The 20,296-nt window shown below is 70.3% G+C and carries 18 protein-coding genes; 8 read left to right on the top strand and 10 right to left on the bottom strand.

The window, feature by feature from the left end; translation table 11 throughout:
- Window positions 1-56: 56 nt before the first annotated feature.
- The 4 genes from ABD333_RS38465 to ABD333_RS38450 form a co-directional block, all read right to left on the bottom strand.
- Window positions 57-860, bottom strand: a complete 804-nt coding sequence (locus ABD333_RS38465) for a phosphatidate cytidylyltransferase (RefSeq protein WP_344547536.1) — start codon at window positions 858-860, stop codon at window positions 57-59.
- The gene (locus ABD333_RS38460) at window positions 860-2,551 is read right to left on the bottom strand and encodes an aminotransferase class I/II-fold pyridoxal phosphate-dependent enzyme (protein ID WP_344547535.1); all 1,692 of its coding nucleotides are present in this window, start codon (window positions 2,549-2,551) and stop codon (window positions 860-862) included. The genes ABD333_RS38465 and ABD333_RS38460 overlap by 1 nt, the downstream gene beginning before the upstream one ends.
- A 404-nt stretch (window positions 2,552-2,955) precedes the next feature.
- Entirely contained in the window at window positions 2,956-4,359 is a 1,404-nt protein-coding gene (locus ABD333_RS38455) for a hypothetical protein (protein WP_344547534.1), read from the bottom strand.
- A 416-nt stretch (window positions 4,360-4,775) separates the two neighbouring features.
- Window positions 4,776-5,636 carry a dienelactone hydrolase family protein gene (locus tag ABD333_RS38450; protein WP_344547533.1) on the bottom strand — a complete coding sequence of 287 codons (861 nt, stop codon included), beginning with the start codon at window positions 5,634-5,636 and terminating at the stop codon, window positions 4,776-4,778.
- A 477-nt stretch (window positions 5,637-6,113) separates the two neighbouring features.
- On the opposite strand from ABD333_RS38450, the gene ABD333_RS38445 reads away from it, so the two are divergent.
- Window positions 6,114-6,623, top strand: coding sequence for a hypothetical protein (locus tag ABD333_RS38445; protein WP_344547532.1), 510 nt, complete (start codon window positions 6,114-6,116; stop codon window positions 6,621-6,623).
- Between the two features lie 396 nt (window positions 6,624-7,019).
- The gene (locus tag ABD333_RS38440; RefSeq protein WP_344547531.1) at window positions 7,020-7,766 is read left to right on the top strand and encodes a helix-turn-helix domain-containing protein; all 747 of its coding nucleotides are present in this window, start codon (window positions 7,020-7,022) and stop codon (window positions 7,764-7,766) included.
- A gap of 37 nt (window positions 7,767-7,803) precedes the next feature.
- Here ABD333_RS38440 and ABD333_RS38435 read toward each other — a convergent pair whose 3' ends face one another.
- Entirely contained in the window at window positions 7,804-8,163 is a 360-nt protein-coding gene (locus ABD333_RS38435; RefSeq protein ID WP_344547530.1) for a hypothetical protein, read from the bottom strand.
- Between the two features lie 162 nt (window positions 8,164-8,325).
- Here ABD333_RS38435 and ABD333_RS38430 point away from each other — a divergent pair, with 162 nt between their 5' ends.
- Window positions 8,326-9,138 carry an SGNH/GDSL hydrolase family protein gene (locus ABD333_RS38430; RefSeq protein ID WP_344547529.1) on the top strand — a complete coding sequence of 271 codons (813 nt, stop codon included), beginning with the start codon at window positions 8,326-8,328 and terminating at the stop codon, window positions 9,136-9,138.
- Between the two features lie 38 nt (window positions 9,139-9,176).
- Window positions 9,177-10,784 carry a zinc-binding metallopeptidase family protein gene (locus ABD333_RS38425; protein ID WP_344547527.1) on the top strand — a complete coding sequence of 536 codons (1,608 nt, stop codon included), beginning with the start codon at window positions 9,177-9,179 and terminating at the stop codon, window positions 10,782-10,784.
- Between the two features lie 21 nt (window positions 10,785-10,805).
- On the opposite strand, the gene ABD333_RS38420 is transcribed toward ABD333_RS38425, so the two are convergent.
- From ABD333_RS38420 to ABD333_RS38410, 3 genes are all read right to left on the bottom strand, one after another.
- Complete coding sequence (locus ABD333_RS38420; RefSeq protein ID WP_344547526.1) at window positions 10,806-11,720, bottom strand: alpha/beta fold hydrolase; 915 nt, start codon at window positions 11,718-11,720, stop codon at window positions 10,806-10,808.
- Between the two features lie 99 nt (window positions 11,721-11,819).
- Window positions 11,820-12,179, bottom strand: a complete 360-nt coding sequence (locus ABD333_RS38415; protein WP_344547525.1) for an MDR/zinc-dependent alcohol dehydrogenase-like family protein — start codon at window positions 12,177-12,179, stop codon at window positions 11,820-11,822.
- A gap of 83 nt (window positions 12,180-12,262) precedes the next feature.
- Window positions 12,263-12,853 carry a TetR/AcrR family transcriptional regulator gene (locus ABD333_RS38410; RefSeq protein ID WP_344547524.1) on the bottom strand — a complete coding sequence of 197 codons (591 nt, stop codon included), beginning with the start codon at window positions 12,851-12,853 and terminating at the stop codon, window positions 12,263-12,265.
- Between the two features lie 78 nt (window positions 12,854-12,931).
- On the opposite strand from ABD333_RS38410, the gene ABD333_RS38405 reads away from it, so the two are divergent.
- From ABD333_RS38405 to ABD333_RS38390, 4 genes are all read left to right on the top strand, one after another.
- On the top strand, window positions 12,932-13,771 hold the full coding sequence (locus ABD333_RS38405) for an alpha/beta fold hydrolase (RefSeq protein WP_344547523.1): 840 nt from the start codon (window positions 12,932-12,934) through the stop codon (window positions 13,769-13,771).
- 237 nt (window positions 13,772-14,008) lie between these two features.
- A complete protein-coding gene (locus ABD333_RS38400) occupies window positions 14,009-15,466 on the top strand; it encodes a protein kinase domain-containing protein (protein WP_344547522.1) in 1,458 nt (485 codons plus the stop codon).
- A 318-nt stretch (window positions 15,467-15,784) separates the two neighbouring features.
- On the top strand, window positions 15,785-16,999 hold the full coding sequence (locus ABD333_RS38395; protein ID WP_344547521.1) for an MFS transporter: 1,215 nt from the start codon (window positions 15,785-15,787) through the stop codon (window positions 16,997-16,999).
- 85 nt (window positions 17,000-17,084) lie between these two features.
- Entirely contained in the window at window positions 17,085-18,290 is a 1,206-nt protein-coding gene (locus tag ABD333_RS38390) for a cytochrome P450 (protein WP_344547520.1), read from the top strand.
- A gap of 12 nt (window positions 18,291-18,302) precedes the next feature.
- On the opposite strand, the gene ABD333_RS38385 is transcribed toward ABD333_RS38390, so the two are convergent.
- Together ABD333_RS38385 and ABD333_RS38380 are read right to left on the bottom strand one after the other, a co-directional pair.
- Window positions 18,303-19,505 carry a cytochrome P450 gene (locus ABD333_RS38385; RefSeq protein WP_344547519.1) on the bottom strand — a complete coding sequence of 401 codons (1,203 nt, stop codon included), beginning with the start codon at window positions 19,503-19,505 and terminating at the stop codon, window positions 18,303-18,305.
- Between the two features lie 25 nt (window positions 19,506-19,530).
- Window positions 19,531-20,154 carry a sulfotransferase family protein gene (locus ABD333_RS38380; RefSeq protein ID WP_344547518.1) on the bottom strand — a complete coding sequence of 208 codons (624 nt, stop codon included), beginning with the start codon at window positions 20,152-20,154 and terminating at the stop codon, window positions 19,531-19,533.
- Window positions 20,155-20,296 lie beyond the last annotated feature (142 nt).

Raw genomic sequence — 20,296 nt, 5'->3', positions numbered from 1 at the left:
TTCGCACACCAGTCGAAGCTGAGCGACAACAGCGACCGGCGTCCGGCTGGGCGTCGTCAGAGTGCGGGCAGCAGGGCCAGGGCGAGGGTGAGCAGCAGGGAGTCCAGGCGGTCGAGGAGGCCGCCGGCGCCGGCCAGCCAGGATGCGGAGTCCTTGGCTCCCAGGGATCGTTTGATCAGGGATTCCAGGAGGTCGCCCAAGGGGGCGCCGAGCAGGACGGCGGCGGCGTGGGCGGGGGTGAAGGCGTCCAGGGCGGCGAGGGCCGCCAGGCCGGCCGCGGCACCGCACAGGGCGCCTGACCAGGTCTTGTCCGGCGAGATCGGTGACAGCTTGGGGCCGCGCAGGCGGCGTCCGGCCAGGGAGGCGGTGATGTCGGTGACCGATACGGCCGCGAACAGGGCCAGGACGGCGTTGCCGAGCAGGACGGCGCCCGCCAGGGGAGCGAACCACAGGATTCCGCCGGCGGTGAAGGCCAGGCGGCGCGCACCGTCGTCGGCGTCCGCCGCCAGGACGGGAATCAGCAGGGCCGCCAGGACGGCGGCGGCCAAGACCTGGGGGAGTCGCCCCGGGGTGAGCCAGGCGGCGGCGGGCAAGGCGAGGGCTGCGGCGTGCAGGACGACGCGGTCCGCCGGACGCAGCCGCGCCAGGGCGGCGTACTCGGCGGCGCAGACCGTCCCGCCGAGCGCTGCGAGCAGCGTCAAACCGGGCTCGCCCAGGGCGAACGCCCCCAGGACGGCCGGGACGGCGACCGTCCAGGCGCACCAGCGGACGAGGTAGTCGCGGCGGCGTGAGAGGGCGGCTCCGACGCCGCCGATGGCCAGCGCCCCGCCGATCCAGGGCGCCGCCTGAACCACGGTCATCACGCCAGGACGTCCCGCAGTGCCTTGGTGACGCGAGCGTTGTCCTCGGCGCTGCGCACCGAGACGCGCAGGGTGCGTCCTTCGAAGGACGGCGACATGCCGGTGAGGTCGCGCACGAACACGCCGCGAGCGCGGCAGGCGCGGGCCACCCTGGTGGCGGTGGGCCCGCCTTGGGGGAGGGTGAGCAGGACGGAGTTGGCGCAGCCGGTGAGCACCTGCGGGGCACTCTCCCGGAGTGCGGCGGCCAGGTCGTCGCGCAAGCGGGCGGTCTCGGCCCAGCGGGCGGCGTAGTACGCCTGTTCACGCAGCGCCTGGACGGCGGCGACCTGCGCGGGCAGGCTCACCGCCCACGGCGGCGTCCAGCGGCGGACGTCCTGGACCAGCGTCGGCGGCCCGGCCAGGTAGCCGACGCGCAGGCCGGACAGGGCATACATCTTTGACAGGGTCTTGGCCACCACGACATTGGACGAGGCGGCGGCGTAGCCCTCCAGCGACGGCTGCCCTGTGTACTCCAGGTACGCCTCGTCGATCCAAAATCGCGTCGTGCGCGGGGCACGCTCCAGCACGTCCCGCAACACAGCGGTGTCCAGGACCTGGCCGGTGGGGTTGTTCGGATTGACGATCACCGCCAGGTCGTAGTCTCCCTCGGCCAGGGCACGCGACAGGCGCTCCGGGTCGATCCGCCAGTCCTGTTCCCGGCGCAGCCGCAAGCGTTCGGCCCGGCATCCCGCGATCTGCTCCACCACGTGCGCGTACTCGCCGTACATGGGGTCCAGGAGCAGGACGCGGCTGCCGGGCCGCAACCACCCGCGCAGCGTCCGGAAGATCAGGTCGGAGGAGCCGGCGCCGACCGCGACGGCCTCGGCGGGCAGGCCACGCCGCTCGCACACCTCGGCCAGCAGACCGTCCGCGCCCGCCGGCGGCGAGGTCCGCGCCAGCCACGCCGGGTCTTCCAGGAGCACCTTCTCCACTGCCGGCGCGGGCGGGTACCAGGCGTCCAGGACGTCGGCCGGCACCGCGGCGTACCTGCCGTCGAGCGCGTCCACCCGCTCACCGATCGCGCTGATCGAGGCCCCGCCGTGGTAGCAGGATTCCTCGGCCGGCAGGAACGGCGTGTCCAGCTCCCAGACCGTCCGTTTCTCCATCGCCCGCAAGATCCGTCCGTACCGTTCCAGCGACACCCGCGCCATCTGCGCGGTGTCCCCGGCCATCAGCTCGAACTCCACCGAGCCTGACCGGATCGCGCGTCCCGTCCCCGCCAGGCCGATCCCTCGGTACATCTCCATCAGCTCGGCCCGCCCCATCGCGGCCACCCGCCGCCCGCCATGCGCGATCACCCACCGCAGCGCCGCGTGCAACAGCACCCCGGCCACCGCCGACCCCCGGAACCTCCCCGCCACCGTCAGCAGCCGCACCTCGAACAGCGCCTCACCCCCGGCAAGCCGGTCAAGCTCTCCCGGCACCAGGTACTTCTCCAGCGCGTACCGCCCCGCCCACGGCGGCGTCACGCTGATGAACCCGGCACGCTCCCCGTCCACCTCAGCGAGAAGGTGGACGTTCCGCTCGTCCACCGCGTCGCTGAGCACGCCCTGGTCGTTGACCGGATGCTGTCCCAGCTCCCGCGCGAACACCTCATGCCGCGTCCGGAAGATCCACTCTCGGTCTTCCGCACCGGCGACCCGAATCCGCATGATCCCTCGATCCCCAGGGCTTACGGTCGCCGCCGAACCTCGCGGCGCCCGGTGGCTTCTGCCATCGTTCCGATCGCCACCCTGGCCCCTCCCGCCCCGCCAGGAACACCGCCGCGATACTCAATCCCAGCTGAGTACGCGCCCCCCTACAGCATCGCCGGTCATCGTGTCTCGCCGCCTTCCTCCGCAGGCTCATCGTGGCTCTGCTCGCGTTCCCACCGGTCGAGCTGGGGCCTGGCGAAGGCGCGTCTCAGCGTCGATCGTCTGCTCGACAAGGTCCTGGCGCAGCTCGGCCCGGCGTCGTTCCATCGCCTCCGCTCCCATGGTTCTCAGCGGGAGGCCCCTGCCTCCTCACTGAGATGACGCAGACCCGTTGGACCGCAGGTCGCGCGGCTGCGGCGAGGTCAGACGAGGAACGCCAGGAGGGTGGCGGTCAGGACCATGCCCAGGTAGCACGGCCAGTAGAGCAGCTTGGGCAGCAGGTTTCCGCCCCAGGTCAGGACGCGGATGTGGGTCTTGGTGGTGATCAGCATGGCGTTGAGGCCGACCAGCAGGATCATCCCGTACAGGGCATAGGAGAAGTACTCCAGATACACCACGCCGCGCGCTTCGACCGCCTCGCGCACGGCCACCTGGTCGAAGACGATGACCAGCAGCATGCCGACCGCGAAGCTCATCACCTCGAACGTGGTGAAGCCGACGACCTCCCGCCGCTCGGAGTCGACGGTGACCAGGAACAACGCGGCGAACACGATCAGGGCGATGAAGAGCCAGCGGATGAGCTGGCCGTACAGCGGACCCTGGGGGTCACGCTTGAGGCCGAGGTTGAAATACAGCTCCGGGGTGCCGTCACCGGCCTGGGTGGCGGTGGTGCCGTAACCGAAGTTGGAGTTGTAGTGGTTGGTGACGTAGCTGAAGGCGGTGAAGTCGGGGTTCCACTCGCCGTAGACCATCTGCTCGTCCACCCCGGTCATCGCGCCGTTCTTCCAGGGAGGGTAGGCGGCGTAGTCGGGCGACAGGATCGCCTGGTCGCTGAAGTCGGCCGACCACATGCGCAGCCACACGTTCTGCTTGTCCAGCGGATAGCTGCCGTAGTCGAAGCGCTGCCGCAGCTGGGTGTCGAAGTACCAGCCGATGAGCGTGTGATCTCCCTGTACCTGCCGGTAGACCTCGCTGTCCTTGGTGACGTACGCGTCGTCGGCCTCGGGGAACACGACCCCCGCCTTGTCCTCCGCCCCCTTCGGGACGCGCTGCCAGACATATCCGGATACGGCCACGTCGCTGGCGCCCTCGAACTTCACCGACTGCAGGAAGACCCCCGTCGGTATCCGCTTGGCACCGGCGTCCTCGCGCGGCAGGTGCGACCGGAGAAAGTCCTCGGCCTGCCGCGGCCCCGCCACCACGGTGCCCTTCGCCTCCATCAGGGCGCTCCGCTCGTACACCTGCGACCAGGCCACCGCGATGGCCGCCAGGCACAGCACGGTGGCGAAAGCGCTGACCAGGCCCAGCCGCCGGCGGATACGCACCGGATCGGGCTTGGCCAGCGGCGCCGCCACCTCCAAGGCCAGCAGCGTCAGGAACACCACCGGCGTGATGATCAACGCGGCCATTCCACGGTGGTGGTTCGGATCAGCGGTCGTCCCGTGGTCGGACAGGTAAGCCAGTACGGACCACACCATCCACACCGTGGCCAGGCCGAGCAGGATCCGCACCGCGAGCCGGAACCGCCGCGCCACACGCCGGGTGGTCACCACGGTCAGCGGATCGTCATCCCAGTCCTGGTCCGCAGCCCTCACTGCCTTGTCCACTTACGACCTCACTCCGGTGTCGGTTTCGGCGCGGGCGACAGCAGCCGACGGGCGGAACGTTCGGCCAGCGGTCGGAGGTTACTCTCCATTTACCAGTTTGCTACACAGAGTAATCATAGTGAACGAGGATCTGTCCGTGGCGGAACCTCGCAGAACGTTCTCTTGACCCGGCCGAACGGCCCTCACCGAGGCCGACCGTCCGGGGGAGCGCGATGCCGCACGTCAGGGGACTGGCAAGCGCGATCAACGCGAAATCTGCCGCTTATGACCTGCGTCACGTTTACTAACAGACACTTGTGTTCTTATGGGGTCGTGCTCAGACTTGCAGTGAAATTACCGGGAAAGCCCTGACAGAAGGGTTGCGGTGAAGAAGTCCGGCCTTGGGAGGAGCCAAGGCCGGACTCAGCCCGGATCGGTCAGGTGAGGGGGCAAATGCCCTTGTAGTCGGCGACGGTGCTGCTGGGCGTGGGAAGAGGGCAGAGGAACTGGTCATAGCGGGTGTCGTTGTCAAGGAACCGCTTGAGCCAGGACACGCTGTACTTGGTGATGGTGGGGTTGTACAGCAGGTACGACAGGGTGTGCCCTGCCATCTTGAGCTTCACGTACGTCCGGTTCTGGGCGGTGAGGCTCTTGTAGAACGACTCGGCGAGCAGGCCCGAAGGGGCGATCGGGTCCATGTCCGCGCCGATGATCATCGTCGGGGCCTTGACCTTCGGTGGCGACGAGAAGTCCAGGTTCCAGGGCGCGAGGGGAATGGCCGCCTTGAGATCGGGCAGCTGGGCCGCCGCGTCCAGAGTGCCCCCGCCGCCCATCGAATGACCCATCAGGCCGAGACGGGCAGGGTCGACCTTGTCCTTCATCGCGCTCTTGCTCTTGAGGTAGTCCAGCGCGGACCGCAGCTGCGCGGCGCGGCCGAAGGGCGGGTCGATCGGGGTGATGGTCGACATGGTCATGACCACGAAGCCGTGGGAGGCCAGCGTGCGTCCGTACCACTGGATCATCGGTTCCACGGTCATGAAGCCGGGCGAGACCACGACGGCGCCGAACGTGCCGCTCTCGTCCTTGGGATACCAGATGGTGCCGCCGCCGAACCCCCCGTTGAAGGGCCCGACGGAGACGCTCGCGATCTCGAACGGCCCCTTCTCGGCCTTCACCGAGGCCTCGGTGGGGTCCGGCCCCCGCTGGTGCGGACCGGCGGCGGCCGAGGCCTGCACCGGCCCCGCCACCACCGTGGTGACCGCCACGCACAGCGCGGCGATCACGTGTGTGAGTTTCATGCGACCCTCCTCAGAAACCATCCGGAACGCGGACGGCTCGGATATCTGCAACGCGAATGTCCCAGATGGGTCACATCGATCTATAGAGCTTCAGTGCCAAAAAACAGGCAGCGTGCTGACACCGGCTTCTACACCGCGCCACCTGGCACTTCCGGCGTGACGGCTGGCGGATGCGGGGGGAGGCGGTACGGGCCATCGACACGGCGAGGCGGTGAAGCCTGCCCGAGCTCCGATCGCTATACCAGACAGAACATGGATTCTGTCTGGTATTGCCAGGCTGCCGCCATGCCATCCGCCGCCGGCAGCGTCCCGTCCCGTCCCGCTGTGCGGCTTGTCCCCGCAGGTCAGCAGGTGAGATGTCCCGGCGCTGCGCGGTTGTGCCGATCACCCTACCGAGGGAGTGGCCGCGCTGATCAGGATCTGTCCAGCGGGGCCAGCCGGCCACCGGACGAAACCAGATTGAAAGGAGTCGTTGCCATGGCAGCGACACGTACAGCGTTCATGGGGATCGCGGCGGCGGCCTGCGGCGCGAGCCTGCTGACCGCACCACCGGCGCAGGCGCACGTTCAGGCACAGCCCGCCTCCCCGAGCACGGCAACCGCGGCCGTGTCCGCCGAACAACCCCCCGAGGCCCGGCAGGCACGGTGGAATTGTCGTAAGGGCAGAAGCTCGATCAGCGGAGCGTCGGCCTGGGCGACTCTGTGCTGGGAGAATCCTCGGGGCGTGGCCAGGCTCTCGCTGAAGGGCTCCGTGCGCGACAGCGCCAACGACGGCAAGTACGCGCAGTTCCGGATTCACTGGCGGGTCAGCAGGGGTACGTACTGGCAGACCAAGACGGCGATCATCAAGACGACCAAGGGCAAGCGCGCCCCCATCACTCTGCCCGTAAACATGGACACCATGTACGGCCTGCGATTCAAGGACTTCTGGATGCAGGCGTGCAAGCAGGGCAGCGGCAAGCGCACCTGCGACTCCCGCTGGCGCTGACCCAGCGCCTGATGTCCGGTCATTGAGGCACGGGACCATGGGGGTCCCCGTGGTCCCGTGCTCTCACCTGCGGCACCAGCCGTGCTGGGGACCAGGCCAATCTCCCCTCGCCTCCGCCCTTTGCCGAGCTGCCAGCGGCGGATCGAGCGATGCGAAACCCGGGGCTGATTCCACGCCGTGGGTACGACTCGGCACTCAAGCCGGTGGAGTACGGCCGTACGGCACTGGTTGTACGTCCGGAGTTTCTGCAAGCCAATCGCGGTAGCGCGGTTCAACCCCCTGTTCGACGCGCTGTGCCCGCGGCTGCTCGTATCTTTTCGCAGGTATATCCATGCACTGCGGAGGGACGACGCGTTGGGCACATGGCGGCCTCTTCCCGAGGCGCTGGAACCAGAGATGCGGCATCTGACCGTGCGGTTGCGGGAACTCAAAGACCACACCGGGCTGAGCCTGACCGATCTGGCGCGGCGGACCCCGGCCAGCCGATCGGCGTGGAGCCGCTACCTCAACGGCCAGGTCCTGCCGCCCTGGAAGGTGGCCAGCGCGCTCGGCCAGCTCGCCGACACCAACCAAACCGAGCTCAAGACTCTGTGGAGGCTGGCCGACCACGCCTACCGCCAGCGACCCGTCCACACCGGCACCGACGAGCAAGTCCAGCCCGCACCAAGCGGCAAATCGGCTCCCGCCGATGACCACCAAGGCATCCCCCACCGAAGCGATGACCAGACCGTCCCGTCACCGCACGTCCGCGAGCGGCCAGCAGCGCAGCGCTGGACCGTGCTCGGGATGCTGCACGCCGTGATCCCCACACTGCTGGCCATCGGCGCCTTGACCATCGCACTCACCGGCTGGCGCGCCGATCCCTCCGCCCGCACTTCGCCTCATCCAACGCCGACGCCTTCCTCGGATCCGGCGTCTTCCTCTCCACTCCCCTCCGCGACACCAACCCCGGCCACCCGGCCTCGCAGCCACGACCGAACACCCGTCATCACAAAGCCCCGGACAAAGCCCAAGTCCCCCAAGAAATCGTCCAGTCCCTCTCCTAGCGTCGAGCGCAGCGGTGGCCCGCACCCAGACCCAGACGCCGGTGGCGGACTGCCTCCGACCCACGCGACCTCCCCGCCGCAGAGCAGGGACCGGTGACAGGCGGGCTCCGGTCCGGCCTACAACGAAGCGCGTCCTACCCGAATCTGACGAACGTCGGGAAGGGGGCTGAGAACTCTGCGGACTGGCGGGAGCCGACGAACCCCCCGAACGCGGTGCAGCTGCTGTTGGTGTACATCGTGGCGTCGGTGTCGGTGTCGTTGAGCGCCGTGCGGGCCCCGCCGGGGACCGAGAGGCAGACGCCGTTGGGCGTGCTGCCGAGGAAGGTCTCCCTGCCGGTGTCGGCCCTGGTGTAGAAGAACGTGCCTTCGGCGGCCTGGGCGGGGGCCGGAACCGCCGCCGTGAGCAGGAACGCAGCGGCAAGGGCGGCCAGAGTGGGGCGGCGCATCGGCTCCTCCTGGGGGTGAATGGCCAGGCCGTATCCCAGAGTAGTCAACTCTTTACAATATGTCACGACCTGAGGCGTGGCCGGATTTGTTGTCATCGGTGGCGTAGAGAACCGAGCCTCTAACAAATATCTTTGTCTGTATGAGGCGCCGCGGACGCGTGGCGATTCGGGGGTCTGGGTTTCCGCGCCCCGATGAAAGGTGCTGGTCCGATGACGCGTTGGTCGAAGGCGGCCGTGGCGGCGTTGATGTTCGTGCTCTGCTCCGGCGGCCCCGCGCGGGCGGCCTCGCCGCCGACGTACTATCTGGCGCTCGGTGACTCGGGGGCGATCGGAGCCCAGGTCGGGCAGGGAGCCACCAACGAGGGCTACACCGACGTTCTTCACGCGGCGCTGAAAGTGGACCAGCCGAACCTCCGGCTGGTGAAGCTGGGCTGCGGCGGCGAGACCACCACGACCATGATCAACGGCGGGATCTGCCGCTACCCGGCGGGTTCGCAGCTGAACGCGGCGATCGCGTTCATCAAGCAGCACCCAGGCCAGGTCCGCTACGTCACGTTGAGTATCGGGGTCAACAACGTCGGCTGCCTACTGCAAGGCGACATCGTCTGCGGGCTGAGCGGCACCGGCGGTCTCGTCACCGAGCTGCCGCAGATCACCGGAAAGCTGCGCGGCGCGGGCGGTGACACCCCGGTGTACGCCTCGATGACCTCCTACGACCCCGGCCTGGCCTCCTGGGTGACCGGCGGCAAGGCCTTCGCCGTCGCCTCCGTCGCGCTGGTCGACGCGTTCAACGCCGTTCAGCGGGCCGCCGCCGCGGCGGCCGGATTCCAGGTCGCCGACGTCAACGCGGCCTTCTCCACTCACGACTTCGCCACCAAGGTGACTCTCGCGCCGTACGGCACCATCCCGCTGAACGTCGCACGCATCTGCGTCTGGACGTCCCAGTGCACCCACAACGACGGGCACGCCAACGCGGCCGGTTACCGGCAGATCGCCCACAGCTTCCTGCGCGTCCTGGCCTGACATCGGGACGCCGCACCAGCCCCCCGAAAGGACTTGCGATGCCTGACGACTCTGGCCCCAGCACGTTCGCTCGCCGGGACGTCCTGACCCGTGGGGGCGCGGCCCTCGCCGGCCTGGCGGCCGGGGGCTGGCTCGCCCCGCCGGCGCTGGCCGCCGGTTCGGCTCCGGACTGGCCGGGCGCCGAGCTCACCGGCGCCGCCGCCCGTTGCGTCGACCCCGTCCAGTTCCTGCCCTGGGAGCAGATCCACGTCTGGCAGCAGGCCGCCGACGACGTCGGGCTGCGAGCCACCGGCACCGGTTCGCACCACCGTTACGTCGACCATCTGGCGGAACGCATGGAACAGGTCGGCATCCGCGACGTCCAGGCCGACCAGACTCCGCTGAACCGCTGGGAACCCTCCACGTGGGGCCTGGATGTGATCGGTGGCCAGGACGCCGGCCCGGTCGATGTGGCCTGGTACGTGCCGTACTCCGGCAGCACCGGGCCGGACGGGGTCACCGCGCCGTTGTCGGCCCACCCCCGCCGCGACACCATCGGCATCGTCAAGGTGGACCCGTGGCGCATCCCCTACCTGCTGATGGACCTCATCGACTGGGACGCGCCCTGGCAGCCCAAGCACCACCCCGGCTACAACCCGGCCGAGATCTACAACCGGCCCTGGTCCGGCGGCATGTCGGCGGCCAAAGCCCTGGACGACTACAAGAAGGCCGGGGCTCTCGGCCTGGTCATCGTCCTCGACCTGCCCCGCGATGTCGCCCGCGGCCAGTACCTGCCCTACGACGGGATCATCCGCGGTCTCCCGTCGCTCATCGTCGACCGCGACACCGGGGCGCGGCTGATGAAAGCCGCCGGCAGCGGTGCTCAGGTACGCATTCGGCTGCGGGCCGCGGTGACGCGAGTGACGACGCCCAACCTCTACGGCATCATCCCCGGAGCCAGCGACGAACTGGTCATGCTGCACTCCCATACCGACGGCACCAACGGCCTGGAAGAGAACGGCCCCGAGGCCATCCTGGCGATGGCGCAGTACCTGGCCCGGATCCCCCGCCGGCATCTCCCCCGTTCCATCCTCGTGGTGATGGCCACCGGCCACATGGCGGGCACGATGGGCACCGACGCGTTCCTGCGCCGCCACGCCGACGGCATGGTCGCCCGAACCGCGGCGGCCATGAGCCTGGAGCACCTGGGGGCACGTCCCTGGCTGCCCGACGCCAACGGCGACTACCGCATCGCGCCCGGCTATGAGACGGCCATCTGCTTCACCTCTCCGCACCCCGCCATGATCAACGCCGCCCGGCGAGCCCAGCTGCGGTCCAAGGTCGGGGACGCGCGGGTGATGCGGCCGTTCCTGCCCGACACCCGCTTGGAGTCGCCCAGCGGCTTCTGGTGGCCGGGCGACGGCGAGGGCCTGTGGCGGATCTCCGCCCTGCCCTCGCTCCAGTTCATCACCGGCCCGGCCTACCTGCTCAACGCCAACATGCCGACCATGCAGTTCGTCGACACCCACGCCATGCGCCGCCAAGCCATCGCCTTCACCAACGCCGCCCTCGAACTGGCCAACACCCCGCGCACCCAGCTCCAGCAGCGCCGCATCGATGACCCGTCCATCGTCTTGGACGCCCTGCGCCGCCTCGGTCTCGCCTAGGCGCAGCCGTGCAGCCAGCCTCTACCTGGTCTCGCTGGAATGGAGTGATGCTTCAGCTGCTTTCGCATGCCGAAGTGTCAGTTCGGCGACCTTGTCGGGTACCTCGCGTGGAGGAAAGTGGCCAACCTCAGGCAGAACGACTCGTTCGTAGCCGGCGGCGAACAACTCTTGCTTGCCTTCGGTTGTCTCGGGCAGATTGTCCCCGTCCTGGGCGCCGTGCACCACCAGCGTCGGAACCCGTACCGGCGGCGGATCCGACAGTCGCTGCTCGATGTCGTCATAAGCCTCGTCACCTGCCGCCTCGCCCCAGCGGTGCAGGTAGGCGTGCACGGTGATCGGCGGCCAGTCGTCGTTGTCCCAGGCCACCGCCGCCTGCTCGAACTCCTCGTCGCTGAAGCTCCACCCGGGCGCCCAGGACTCCCACAGATAGCGCGAGAAGGACCGGCGGTCATCTCGCATGGCGCGGCGGCCACGCTCGGTCGCGACGAACCACTCGTACCAGTAGGCGTGCACAAGAGGCCAGCTCAACGGCGCGTCCGGCCGGTTGGTCGCGTATCCCGCCGACAACGCCACGAGCGCCGCCACCCGTTCGGGAAACAACGCGCCCACCACGTACCCGGCCCGTGCGCCCCAGTCGTGCCCCACCACCAGCACCCGATCCAGCTCCAGTGCCTCCAGGAAGGCCGCCAGATCGTGCCCGAGCGCACCGATCTGACCGCTGCGCATCTTGTCCGCAGCACGAAACCGCGTCGGCCCAAAGCCCCGCAGGTATGGCCGGTACACCCGGTAGCCGGCTTCATGCCAGAACGGCACCACCCCGTCCCAGCAATGAACGTCGTCCGGCCACCCGTGCACGGCCACCAGGCTGCGCCCGGGCTCAGGGCCCGTCACCACGTAGCCGATGTCCAGCTCCGCAGTCCGTGCGACCTCGACCATCACGGTCACCCCCTCGAACCGCCCTGCCCCTCCCCCACCTGGACAAACATCCAAAAGGGACGGCACGAACCCGGCATCACCGCTGCCTGGAACGGCTGGCTACGAGTGCCCGGGCTCGGCGAGGACGGCCAGGTCGGGGCCGGGGCGGGACGCGTCGCCGAACGACCGCAGGGTCTTGGCCGCGCCGGGAACGAAGGTCGAGTTGGGCGGGAACGTCGCGGGTTCGCCGGATGCCCAGCCGATGCTCTGCAGGCTCCCGCCGGGTCGCAGCAGGCTCCAGGCGGTGACCAGGTGCCCGCCGCCCACACTGTCCAGCACCACGTCGACGGACGTGTCGATGTCGTCGAGCCCGACCACGATCTCGTTCGCGCCGAGTTCGCGCAGGCCCTCGCCGCTGCTCGGCTCGTTCGACGGTGACCTCGTCCGGCGGATCACCGCGGACGGCGGCAGCACCCGCATGCGCGGTAGTGCACGACCTCGCCACGACGCTGGTGCCTGAACCGGCCCGACCGGGCCGCCTGCCGGCTCGGCCTGACAGGCGTTCATCGGTCGTCGGGGATGGAGAGCGAGGCCAGCTGGGCGTCGAGGACCGCCAGGGTCTCCTCGGGGGTGCGGGCGCCCAGGAGCAGGGGGTAGCGCAGGCCCTCCAGGACGGCGACCAGGTGGTGGGAGGCCAGGTCGAGCGATTCGGCGGGCACACCGACGTCGGCCAGCCGGGCGCGGACGAACGCGGTGAGGTTGGTGTAGGCCTCGGCGGCAAGCCGCTGGGCCGCGGGGTCGATCGCCGCGCGAGAGAGGAAGGCCATCCAGACCCGGGCACCCCGGCGCGACTCCTCGTCCAGGGGGAGCAGCTGGGTGAAGAAGTAGCGGTAGAGGTCGCGGGGCGGGGTGTCGGGGTGGGCGGCCATGCGCTGTCGCATGCGGGCCGCCAGGTTCTCATTGCCGTACTCCAGGGCAAAAAGGATCATCTCCTCCTTCGCCTTGAAGTAGTGCTGGACGGCCCCCATCGAGACGCCGGCCTCGGCGGCCACGGTGCGCAGGCTCGCCCCCTCGGCGCCCCGGGTGGCCAGCAGCGTCAGGACCGCCTCGGCGATCGCGCGGCGGCGCTCCTCGTGGTCTACCTGCTTGGGCACCCGCCCACCCCCTATGCAATGCAGTCGCATTGCCAACTTGTTACCATGCAAGTGCATTGTAAAACGAGGAGGTGCTCGGTGGAGACGTTCACGGCTCGCAACGGTGAGGTCGAGATCGCCTATGAGGTGTTCGGGACCGAGGGGCGGCCGCTGCTGCTCGCCGGCGGCCTGGACGGGCAGATGATCTGGTGGGCCGACATGTTCTGCGACGGGCTCGTCCGGGCCGGGTTCCAGGTCGTCCGGTTCGACCATCGGGACGCGGGGCTGTCGACGCACTTCACCGGCAAGAAGAAGGCCTACTCGCGGGACGACATGCTCGACGACCTGACCGCGGTGCTCGACGCGATGGGGTGGGAGGCCGCCCATGTCCTCGGCCTGTCGATGGGCGCCGGGCTCGTCCAGTTCGCCGCACTCCGCTCCCCCGAGCGGTTCCGGACACTGACCCTGCTCAACGGCCTGCCCATGGACGACGCCGGATTCGGGATGTTCCGCTACATCCGCTTCCCCGGGCCATTCCGCGGCGTTCTGCGCCGCCACGGCAGGTCCCGGGACGAGCAGGCGCGGATGCTCATGCACGTCATGCGGCTGACCGAGGGCCGGTTCCACAAGTTCGACCAGACCTGGCTGCGCGAGACCGCCGAGCGATGCCTCGACCGCAGGATGCCCGATCCGCACGCGCGCGGCCGGCAGCTGGCGACCGCCCTGCACGACAGACGGAAGATCTCGCTCGCCGGGATCAGGCACCCGACCCTCGTGATCAGCGGACTGGCCGATCCGATCGTGAAGCCGGTGGCCGGCCGGCGGCTGGCCGCCCGGATTCCGGATGCCCGGCTTGTCGCGGTTCCCGACCTCGGCCACGGTGTCACCCCGGAGCACTGGCCACTGATCATCCGTGAACTGGACGCACACGCCCACTGACGTCCGGCCGGGTAGTCGAGCGCGATTTCCAGGAACCAGCGGTGCGGTGACCCCACGTTCCGGATCGTCCCCGGCGCACCCTCACCCACCGCCCACGCCCGCCGCCTCTACACCCGCGTCTTCGGCGACACAGCTCCCTGACAGATCGGGCCGCCGGCAGCCGCCCGCGGTGCGCCTTCAGCCGGGGCGGTGCCGGGGAGCTGTCAGACACAGGTGTTTTTCTGTCATGCTTTTCGCATGGTCGAGATGATCGGTCGGTATCGGCTGGTTCGCCGGCTGGGACGCGGCGGAATGGGGACTGTGTGGCTCGCCGAGGACGGCGGCGGGCGGCGGGTCGCGGTGAAGGTCATCAACGACGAGCTGGCGCGCGAGCCCGAGTTCCGGGAACGGTTCCGGCAGGAGGTCGAGGCGGCGCGGCGAGTGCGGCGGTTCTGCACGGCGCCGGTCCTGGACGCCGGTCTCGACCACGATCCGCTGTGGGTGGCCACCGACTTCATCGACGGCCCGACCGTGCAGGAGGCGGTGTCGGCCCGGGGTCCGCTGCGGGGAGCCGACCTCGACGCGCTCGCGGTCGGTATCGCCACGGCCCTGACCGCCATCCACCAGGCCAGGCTGATCCACCGGGACCTCAAACCCTCCAACGTGCTGCTGTCACCGGTCGGCCCGCGGGTCATCGACTTCGGTATCGCCCGCGCTCTGGACGCCACCGGGCAGCTGACGCGTTCAGGCACGGTCATCGGCACTCCCGGCTACATCGCGCCCGAGCTGCTGGCCGGCGGCCGGCCGTTCCCCGCCGCCGACGTGTTCTGCTGGGGCGCCGTCGTCGCCTACGCGGGCACGGGCCGTCCTCCCTTCGGCGGGGCCGGCGGCACCGAGATCAACGACCGGGTCCAGTACGCCGAGCCTGATCTGGACGGCCTTGACGCGCACCTTCGCCACCTGGTCGCCCGTGCCCTCGCCAAGGATCCCGCCGCCCGGCCGACCGTTCCCCAGCTGCTCGCCGAGCTCACCGGCTCGCCGTCCGCTCCACCCCACCCTCGCACCCGCGCGCTGACAACACGGCTCGACGCGCGCACCGCCCGGCGGCTCGCGCCGTTCGCGGGTCTGGGCGCGGTCGTGCTCGTCGCGGCCAGTGGTGCCGCGCTGGCCTTGGCCGCGTCCAACGGAGATCCCGGAGCGGGAAGCACGGGCCGGGCCGCGACGGCGACCTCGCCCGCCACCAGCGCCACACCTTCGGCATCGCCCACAAGCCTTAAGCCGACCACCGCTCCTGCGCCCGACCCGCGGCCCAGTACGCAATCGCCTCTGTCGGGCCCGGGGCCGCTCACCAACACCGCCAGCGGCCTGTGCATCGACACCGACGGCCCTCAGCGGCCCGGTGTCGCCGTGCAAGTCCGTGCCTGCGGCAACTTCAGCGGCCAGGAATGGAGCTACGACCAGACCACCTACCGCCTCGCCAACCCGCCCAGCGGGCTGTGCCTGGACACAGCCAGGGCCCCCGCCACGGGAGTCAGCGCCGTACTGAACCGGTGCGGGAACTACACCGGCCAGCAGTGGCAGTACAAGCCCGGCACCGGCCAGCTCACCAACCTCACCAGCGGCCTGTGCCTGGACACGTCCAGACCCCCCGCCGACTTCGTCGCCCTGGTGCTCAAGCCCTGCGGAAACCACACCGGTCAGAGCTGGCACGGATGAGCCCTTCGGCTGCGGGCGTTGCGGAAAGTCATTGGGGATACGGACCGCGAAGGGTGATTTGTGGCTTCGGTCCGTTCGGGGAACTGACGAGCCGCTGACCGGTGGAACGTCTCGTGGCGTCGAGGCGTGACTACGGTACGTTGCGGTGCGCGTGCTGATGGTTACTCTTTGAATCTGGATGGCGTGACGGCGTGTGGTCATCGCACCGGCGCGCCGACCGTGATCTCGGGCGCTCACCGTCACACGGCAGGGACGGCATCGATGGCGACCGATTCTTCGTGGCCGCGTTGGCGGGACGTCGGTGTGCACGGTGCTCGGGTGTCGGCTCCGCTTCGGGGCAATCCGCCGTTCCGGCGTTACCTGCTGGCCGGTCTGATCTCCTCGGCCGGGACCGCGATGGCGACCGGGGCCGTGGCGTTCGCCGTGCTGCGGCTCGGCCACGGCGCCTCCGGGGTGGCCATGGTCGCCTTGGGGCAGACGGGCGCGACCGTGCTGATGCTGCCGGTGGGCGGGACGCTGGCCGACCGGTTCTCCCGGGTCCGGGTCATCGTCGTCGCGCAGCTGGTCATCGGCTCACTGGTGGCGCTGCAGGCCTGTCTGGTCGCCGCGGAGCGGGCACAGGTCGCGCAGCTGGCGTTGATCGCCGCGGCGGTGAGCGTCGCCAGGGCGTTCTCCTCGCCGGCCCGGTTCGGTCTCGTGGGTGATCTGGTCCCCGCCGAGCAGGCGCCGGAAGCCAACTCGCTCGCCAAGCTGGCCCAGACCGGTGTCGATGTGTTCGGGCCCGCCGTCGGCGGCGTGGTCGTGGCCGCCGCCGGACCGTCCGTCGGGATCGGCGTCAACGCGCTCAGCTTCGTGCTGTCGGCGCTGCTCATGCGCGGTGTGCGGGCACCGCCGGCCCGTGCGCGAGGGCGTACGTTCCGTTCCGACGTCCGCGAGGGCTGGCGGGTGGTGTCGCGTACGCCGTGGATCGCCTGGAAGGTGCTCGGCAGCGCCGTGGTGGTGTCCTGCTGGCAGGTGAGCTACGCGATCGCCGGGCTCACGTACGTGCAGCAGCGGCTCGGCGGCCCGGCCGCGTGGGGCGTGGTCGCCTCGTGTCTGGGGATCGGGACGGTCGCCGGGGCCGTGCTCGCTCTGGTGTGGACGCCGCGTCGCGCGGGCCAGGCCGGTGGTGCCGCCCTCCTGCCGCTGGCTCTGCCCGGCCTGTGCATGGGCTGCGGCGCTCCGCTCCCGTTGATCGCCGGGACGGTCGTGTTCGCCGCCATGGGGCTCACGGTCGCCGCGGTCACCTGGCGCAGCCTGGTCCAGCAGAAGATCCCCGAATCCCAGCAGGGCCGCGTGGCGGCCTGGGTTCAGCTGGGCGAGACCGGCCTGGCTCCGCTGGCGTTCCTGCTGGTCGACCCCGCGGTCGGACGGCTCGGGCTGCAGGGCGCGCTGCTGCTGTGCGCGGGCGGGCTCGCGGCCGCCGCCGTGGCGCCGCTCGCCCATCCCGACGTTCGCCGGCTGCGGCTGGCGCCACGACCGTCCCAGGGGTGACATCACTGTCCGGGCCGGGCAACCGGGCGCGGCACCGCTGCCGGGTACGGAACAACACGATGGCACGACACCAAGGATCTTCGGCATGACGAGTCCGTGCGGGCACGCGGCGATTCCCTTCCCCTTCCCCATGCCTCCCCCGCTGACGGTCCCGCCGGAGTTCGCCGAGCTGCGGGCCGGCTGCCCGGTGGCGCGGGTGGCCTTTCCGACGGGGTACGAGGGGTGGCTGGTCAGCAGTTACGAGCACGTCCGGACGGTGCTGACCGACCCGCGCTTCAGCCGCGCCGCGATCAACCGGCCCGGCGCCCCGGTCCTGCGGCCGATCATCCCCGGCTCCCAGTCGCTGCAGAAGAAGGACGGCGCGGACCATGCCCGGCTCCGCAGGGTCCTGGCACCCGCGTTCTCCCCGGCGGCGGCCAGGAGGCTGCGCCCGTTCATCGCCCGCACCGCCGGGTCCCTGCTCGACGACATGGTCGCCGCCGGGCCTCCGGCCGACCTGGTGGGCGCGTACGCCCGGCCGCTGGCGATGTCGGTCGTCTGCCGGGTGGTGGGCGTCCCGGACTCCGATCACCGCTGTCTCGACGACGTGTCCTCCCGGCTTCTCGGGCTCTCCTTCGATTCGGCGGACGAGATCAGGCGGGCGCGCGCACAGATCGACGCCCACATGGCCCGGCTCCTGGACGCCAAGCGTGCGGCGCCCGGCCAGGACGTGCTGAGCGACCTGGTCAGAGTCCACGACGAGGACGGCCGGGTGACCGGGCCCGAGCTCCTGGACGCCGGATGGTCACTGGTGCTGGCCGGACGCGGGCCGCTGGCGATCTCCATCGCGAACGGGGTCCTGCGGCTGCTGCGCCATCCCGATCAGCTGGACCTGCTGCGCGCCCGGCCGGACCTGCTGCCCGGCGCCGCGGAGGAGCTGCTGCGGATCAACCCGTTCGCGGTCGGCAACTCCCTGCTCAGGATCGCGCGCGAGGAGGTCCGGCTCGGGGACGTCACCGTCGCCGCCGGACAGGCCGTGATACCGGCCATCATGTCGGCCAACCGCGACGAGAGCGTGTTCCCCGAGCCCGACACCTTCGACATCCGGCGCACTCCCAACCCTCACCTGGCCTTCGGCAAGGGATACCGGTACTGCCCGGGAGCGCATCTCGCCCGCCTGCAATTCACGATCGCGTTGAGGATCCTGCTGACGCGGCTCCCCCGTCTGGAGCTCGCCTGCGACGAGCGCGACATCACGCTGAGGAACGACCGGGCCCTGTTCGCTCCCGCCGAGCTTCCGGTCAGCTGGTGAACGGCCGCCCGTTCACCAGGTCACCGGCACCGCGGTGAGAGCGTAGAGGACCATGTCGTCCCGGACCCTGATCTCGTTTCCGCCGCCCGCGACCTCCAGGCCGGGAAGGCGCCTCAGGATCGCCTTCAGCGCGACCTCGATCTCCACGCGCGACAGCCGGGCGGCCAGGCAGAAATGAGGGCCCTTGCCGAAGGCCAGTTGCGGGTTGGGGGTGCGCCGGATGTCGAAGGTGTCGGCGTCCGGGAACACGCTCTCGTCGCGGTTGGCCGAGATCGCCGCCGGCACCACGGACTCGCCGGCCCGGATCGTGACGCCGCCCAGCCGGACGTCCTCCAGGGCGATCCGGAGCAGGATGCCGGCGACCGAGAACGGATTGACGCGCAGCGACTCCTCGACGGCGCCGCGCAGCAGGTTCGGCCGGGCGCGCAGCAGGTCCAGCTGATCGGGATGGCGCAGCAGCCGCAGGACCGCGTTGGCGATGGAGATCCACTGCGACGGGTAGCCGGTGAACAGCAGGGACCATCCGAGGTCGGTGAGCTCCCGGCCGGTCAGTTCGCCGTTGTCGTGTGCGCTGATCAGGCTGCTCAGCGCGTCGTCACCGGGCGCGCTCCGCTTGGCGTCGACGAGCTCGCTGATGTAGGCGTCCAGCTCCCACCTGGCCGCGCTGATCTCGCCGGCCGCGTTCGGGAACAGGCCGAGGAGCCGGCCGAACCAGCTCGCGATGGCCTGACGATCCTCATACGGCACGCCCATCACCCGGCAGATGACCGCCATCGCCAGCGGCTGGGCGTACGCGCTCACCAGGTCGGCCGGAGGCCCGGCCTCGACCATGTCGTCGAGCAGGGAATCGGCGGTGCGGGCGATGAACGGGCGCAGCTCCCGCACGCTCGCCACGGAGAACGCACGCACCGCGATCTTGCGGAGCCGGGCGTGCTCCGCGCCGTCCTTCTTCAGCAGCGACCGGGAGTCGGGGATGATCGGGCGCATGACGGGCGCGTCCGGCCGGTTGACGGCGGCGCGGCTGAAGCGCGGATCGGTCAGCACCGTGCGGACGTGCTCGTAGCTGCTGACCAGCCACCCCTCGTACCCCGTCGGAAAGGCCACCCGCGCCACCGGGCAGCCGGCCCGCAGCTCGGCGAACTCCGGCGGGACCGTCAGCGGAGGGGGCGTCGTGAACGGGAAGTGCAGCTCTGCTCGGGTGTCCCGGCTCGTCATATCGGCCGTCCTCCGTAGGCGGGCATCAGCAGGCGGGTCCGGCGAGGGGGAAACCGGCAGATCCCGGAGGCAGGTAGGTGGATCGATCGTTGAGGTGCGGGAACGGTTCGCCGGGGACCTCGACGCCGAGGAAGGCGCACAGCGGCTCCCAGCCCTGGCCGATCTCGTAGGTCAGCAGCCGGCCGGCCGGAATCGTTCGCTGGACGGCGGCGGTGTGCGCCCGGAATCCGGCGATCACCCGTTCGCCGTCCTCGGGCGCGCAGCCGAAGTCGTGCCGGAACCGCCGGCGCCACGCCCGGTCGATCGGGCCGGGCTCGGCGGCGTTGGCCGGGTTGTAGATCGTGGCCATGGCGCTCTCGTACCACTGCCGCGGATCACGGACGCTCAGCAGCACCTTCGCGCGCGGATAGTACGCGGTCAGCTCGCGCCAGAACGACCGTCCGGGGAAGTCCACGGTGGACCGGTAGCCGCGGAAGACCTCACCCCAGTCGACCGGCCTGCCCTCGGTGGCGTCCAGCCACGCGCGGCCGCGCTCGGGCTCCCGCTGGATCTCGACCATGTGGTAGCACGGGCCGAAACCGAGCCGCTCCAGCGCGTGTTTCAGCGACAGTGTCCCGGTCCGCCCCATGCCGACACCGATGACCTCCATGCCCGGCTATCGAGGTCGCGCAGCCGTCCGCTACCTGATGCGACGGGCGTGTGAGTGCGACGCCACCCCGATCTGCTGCTCAGGTAAGTCCACGGCAACGAACTCGGCCGCGGCGCGGAAGCATCGTGAAACAGGTAAACCC

This window comes from Actinomadura fulvescens (genome assembly GCF_039533225.1).
GTDB lineage: Bacteria > Actinomycetota > Actinomycetes > Streptosporangiales > Streptosporangiaceae > Spirillospora > Spirillospora fulvescens.
The sequence above is the reverse complement of the archived record's forward strand: the minus strand, read 5'-3'. Positions and strand labels throughout refer to the sequence as shown.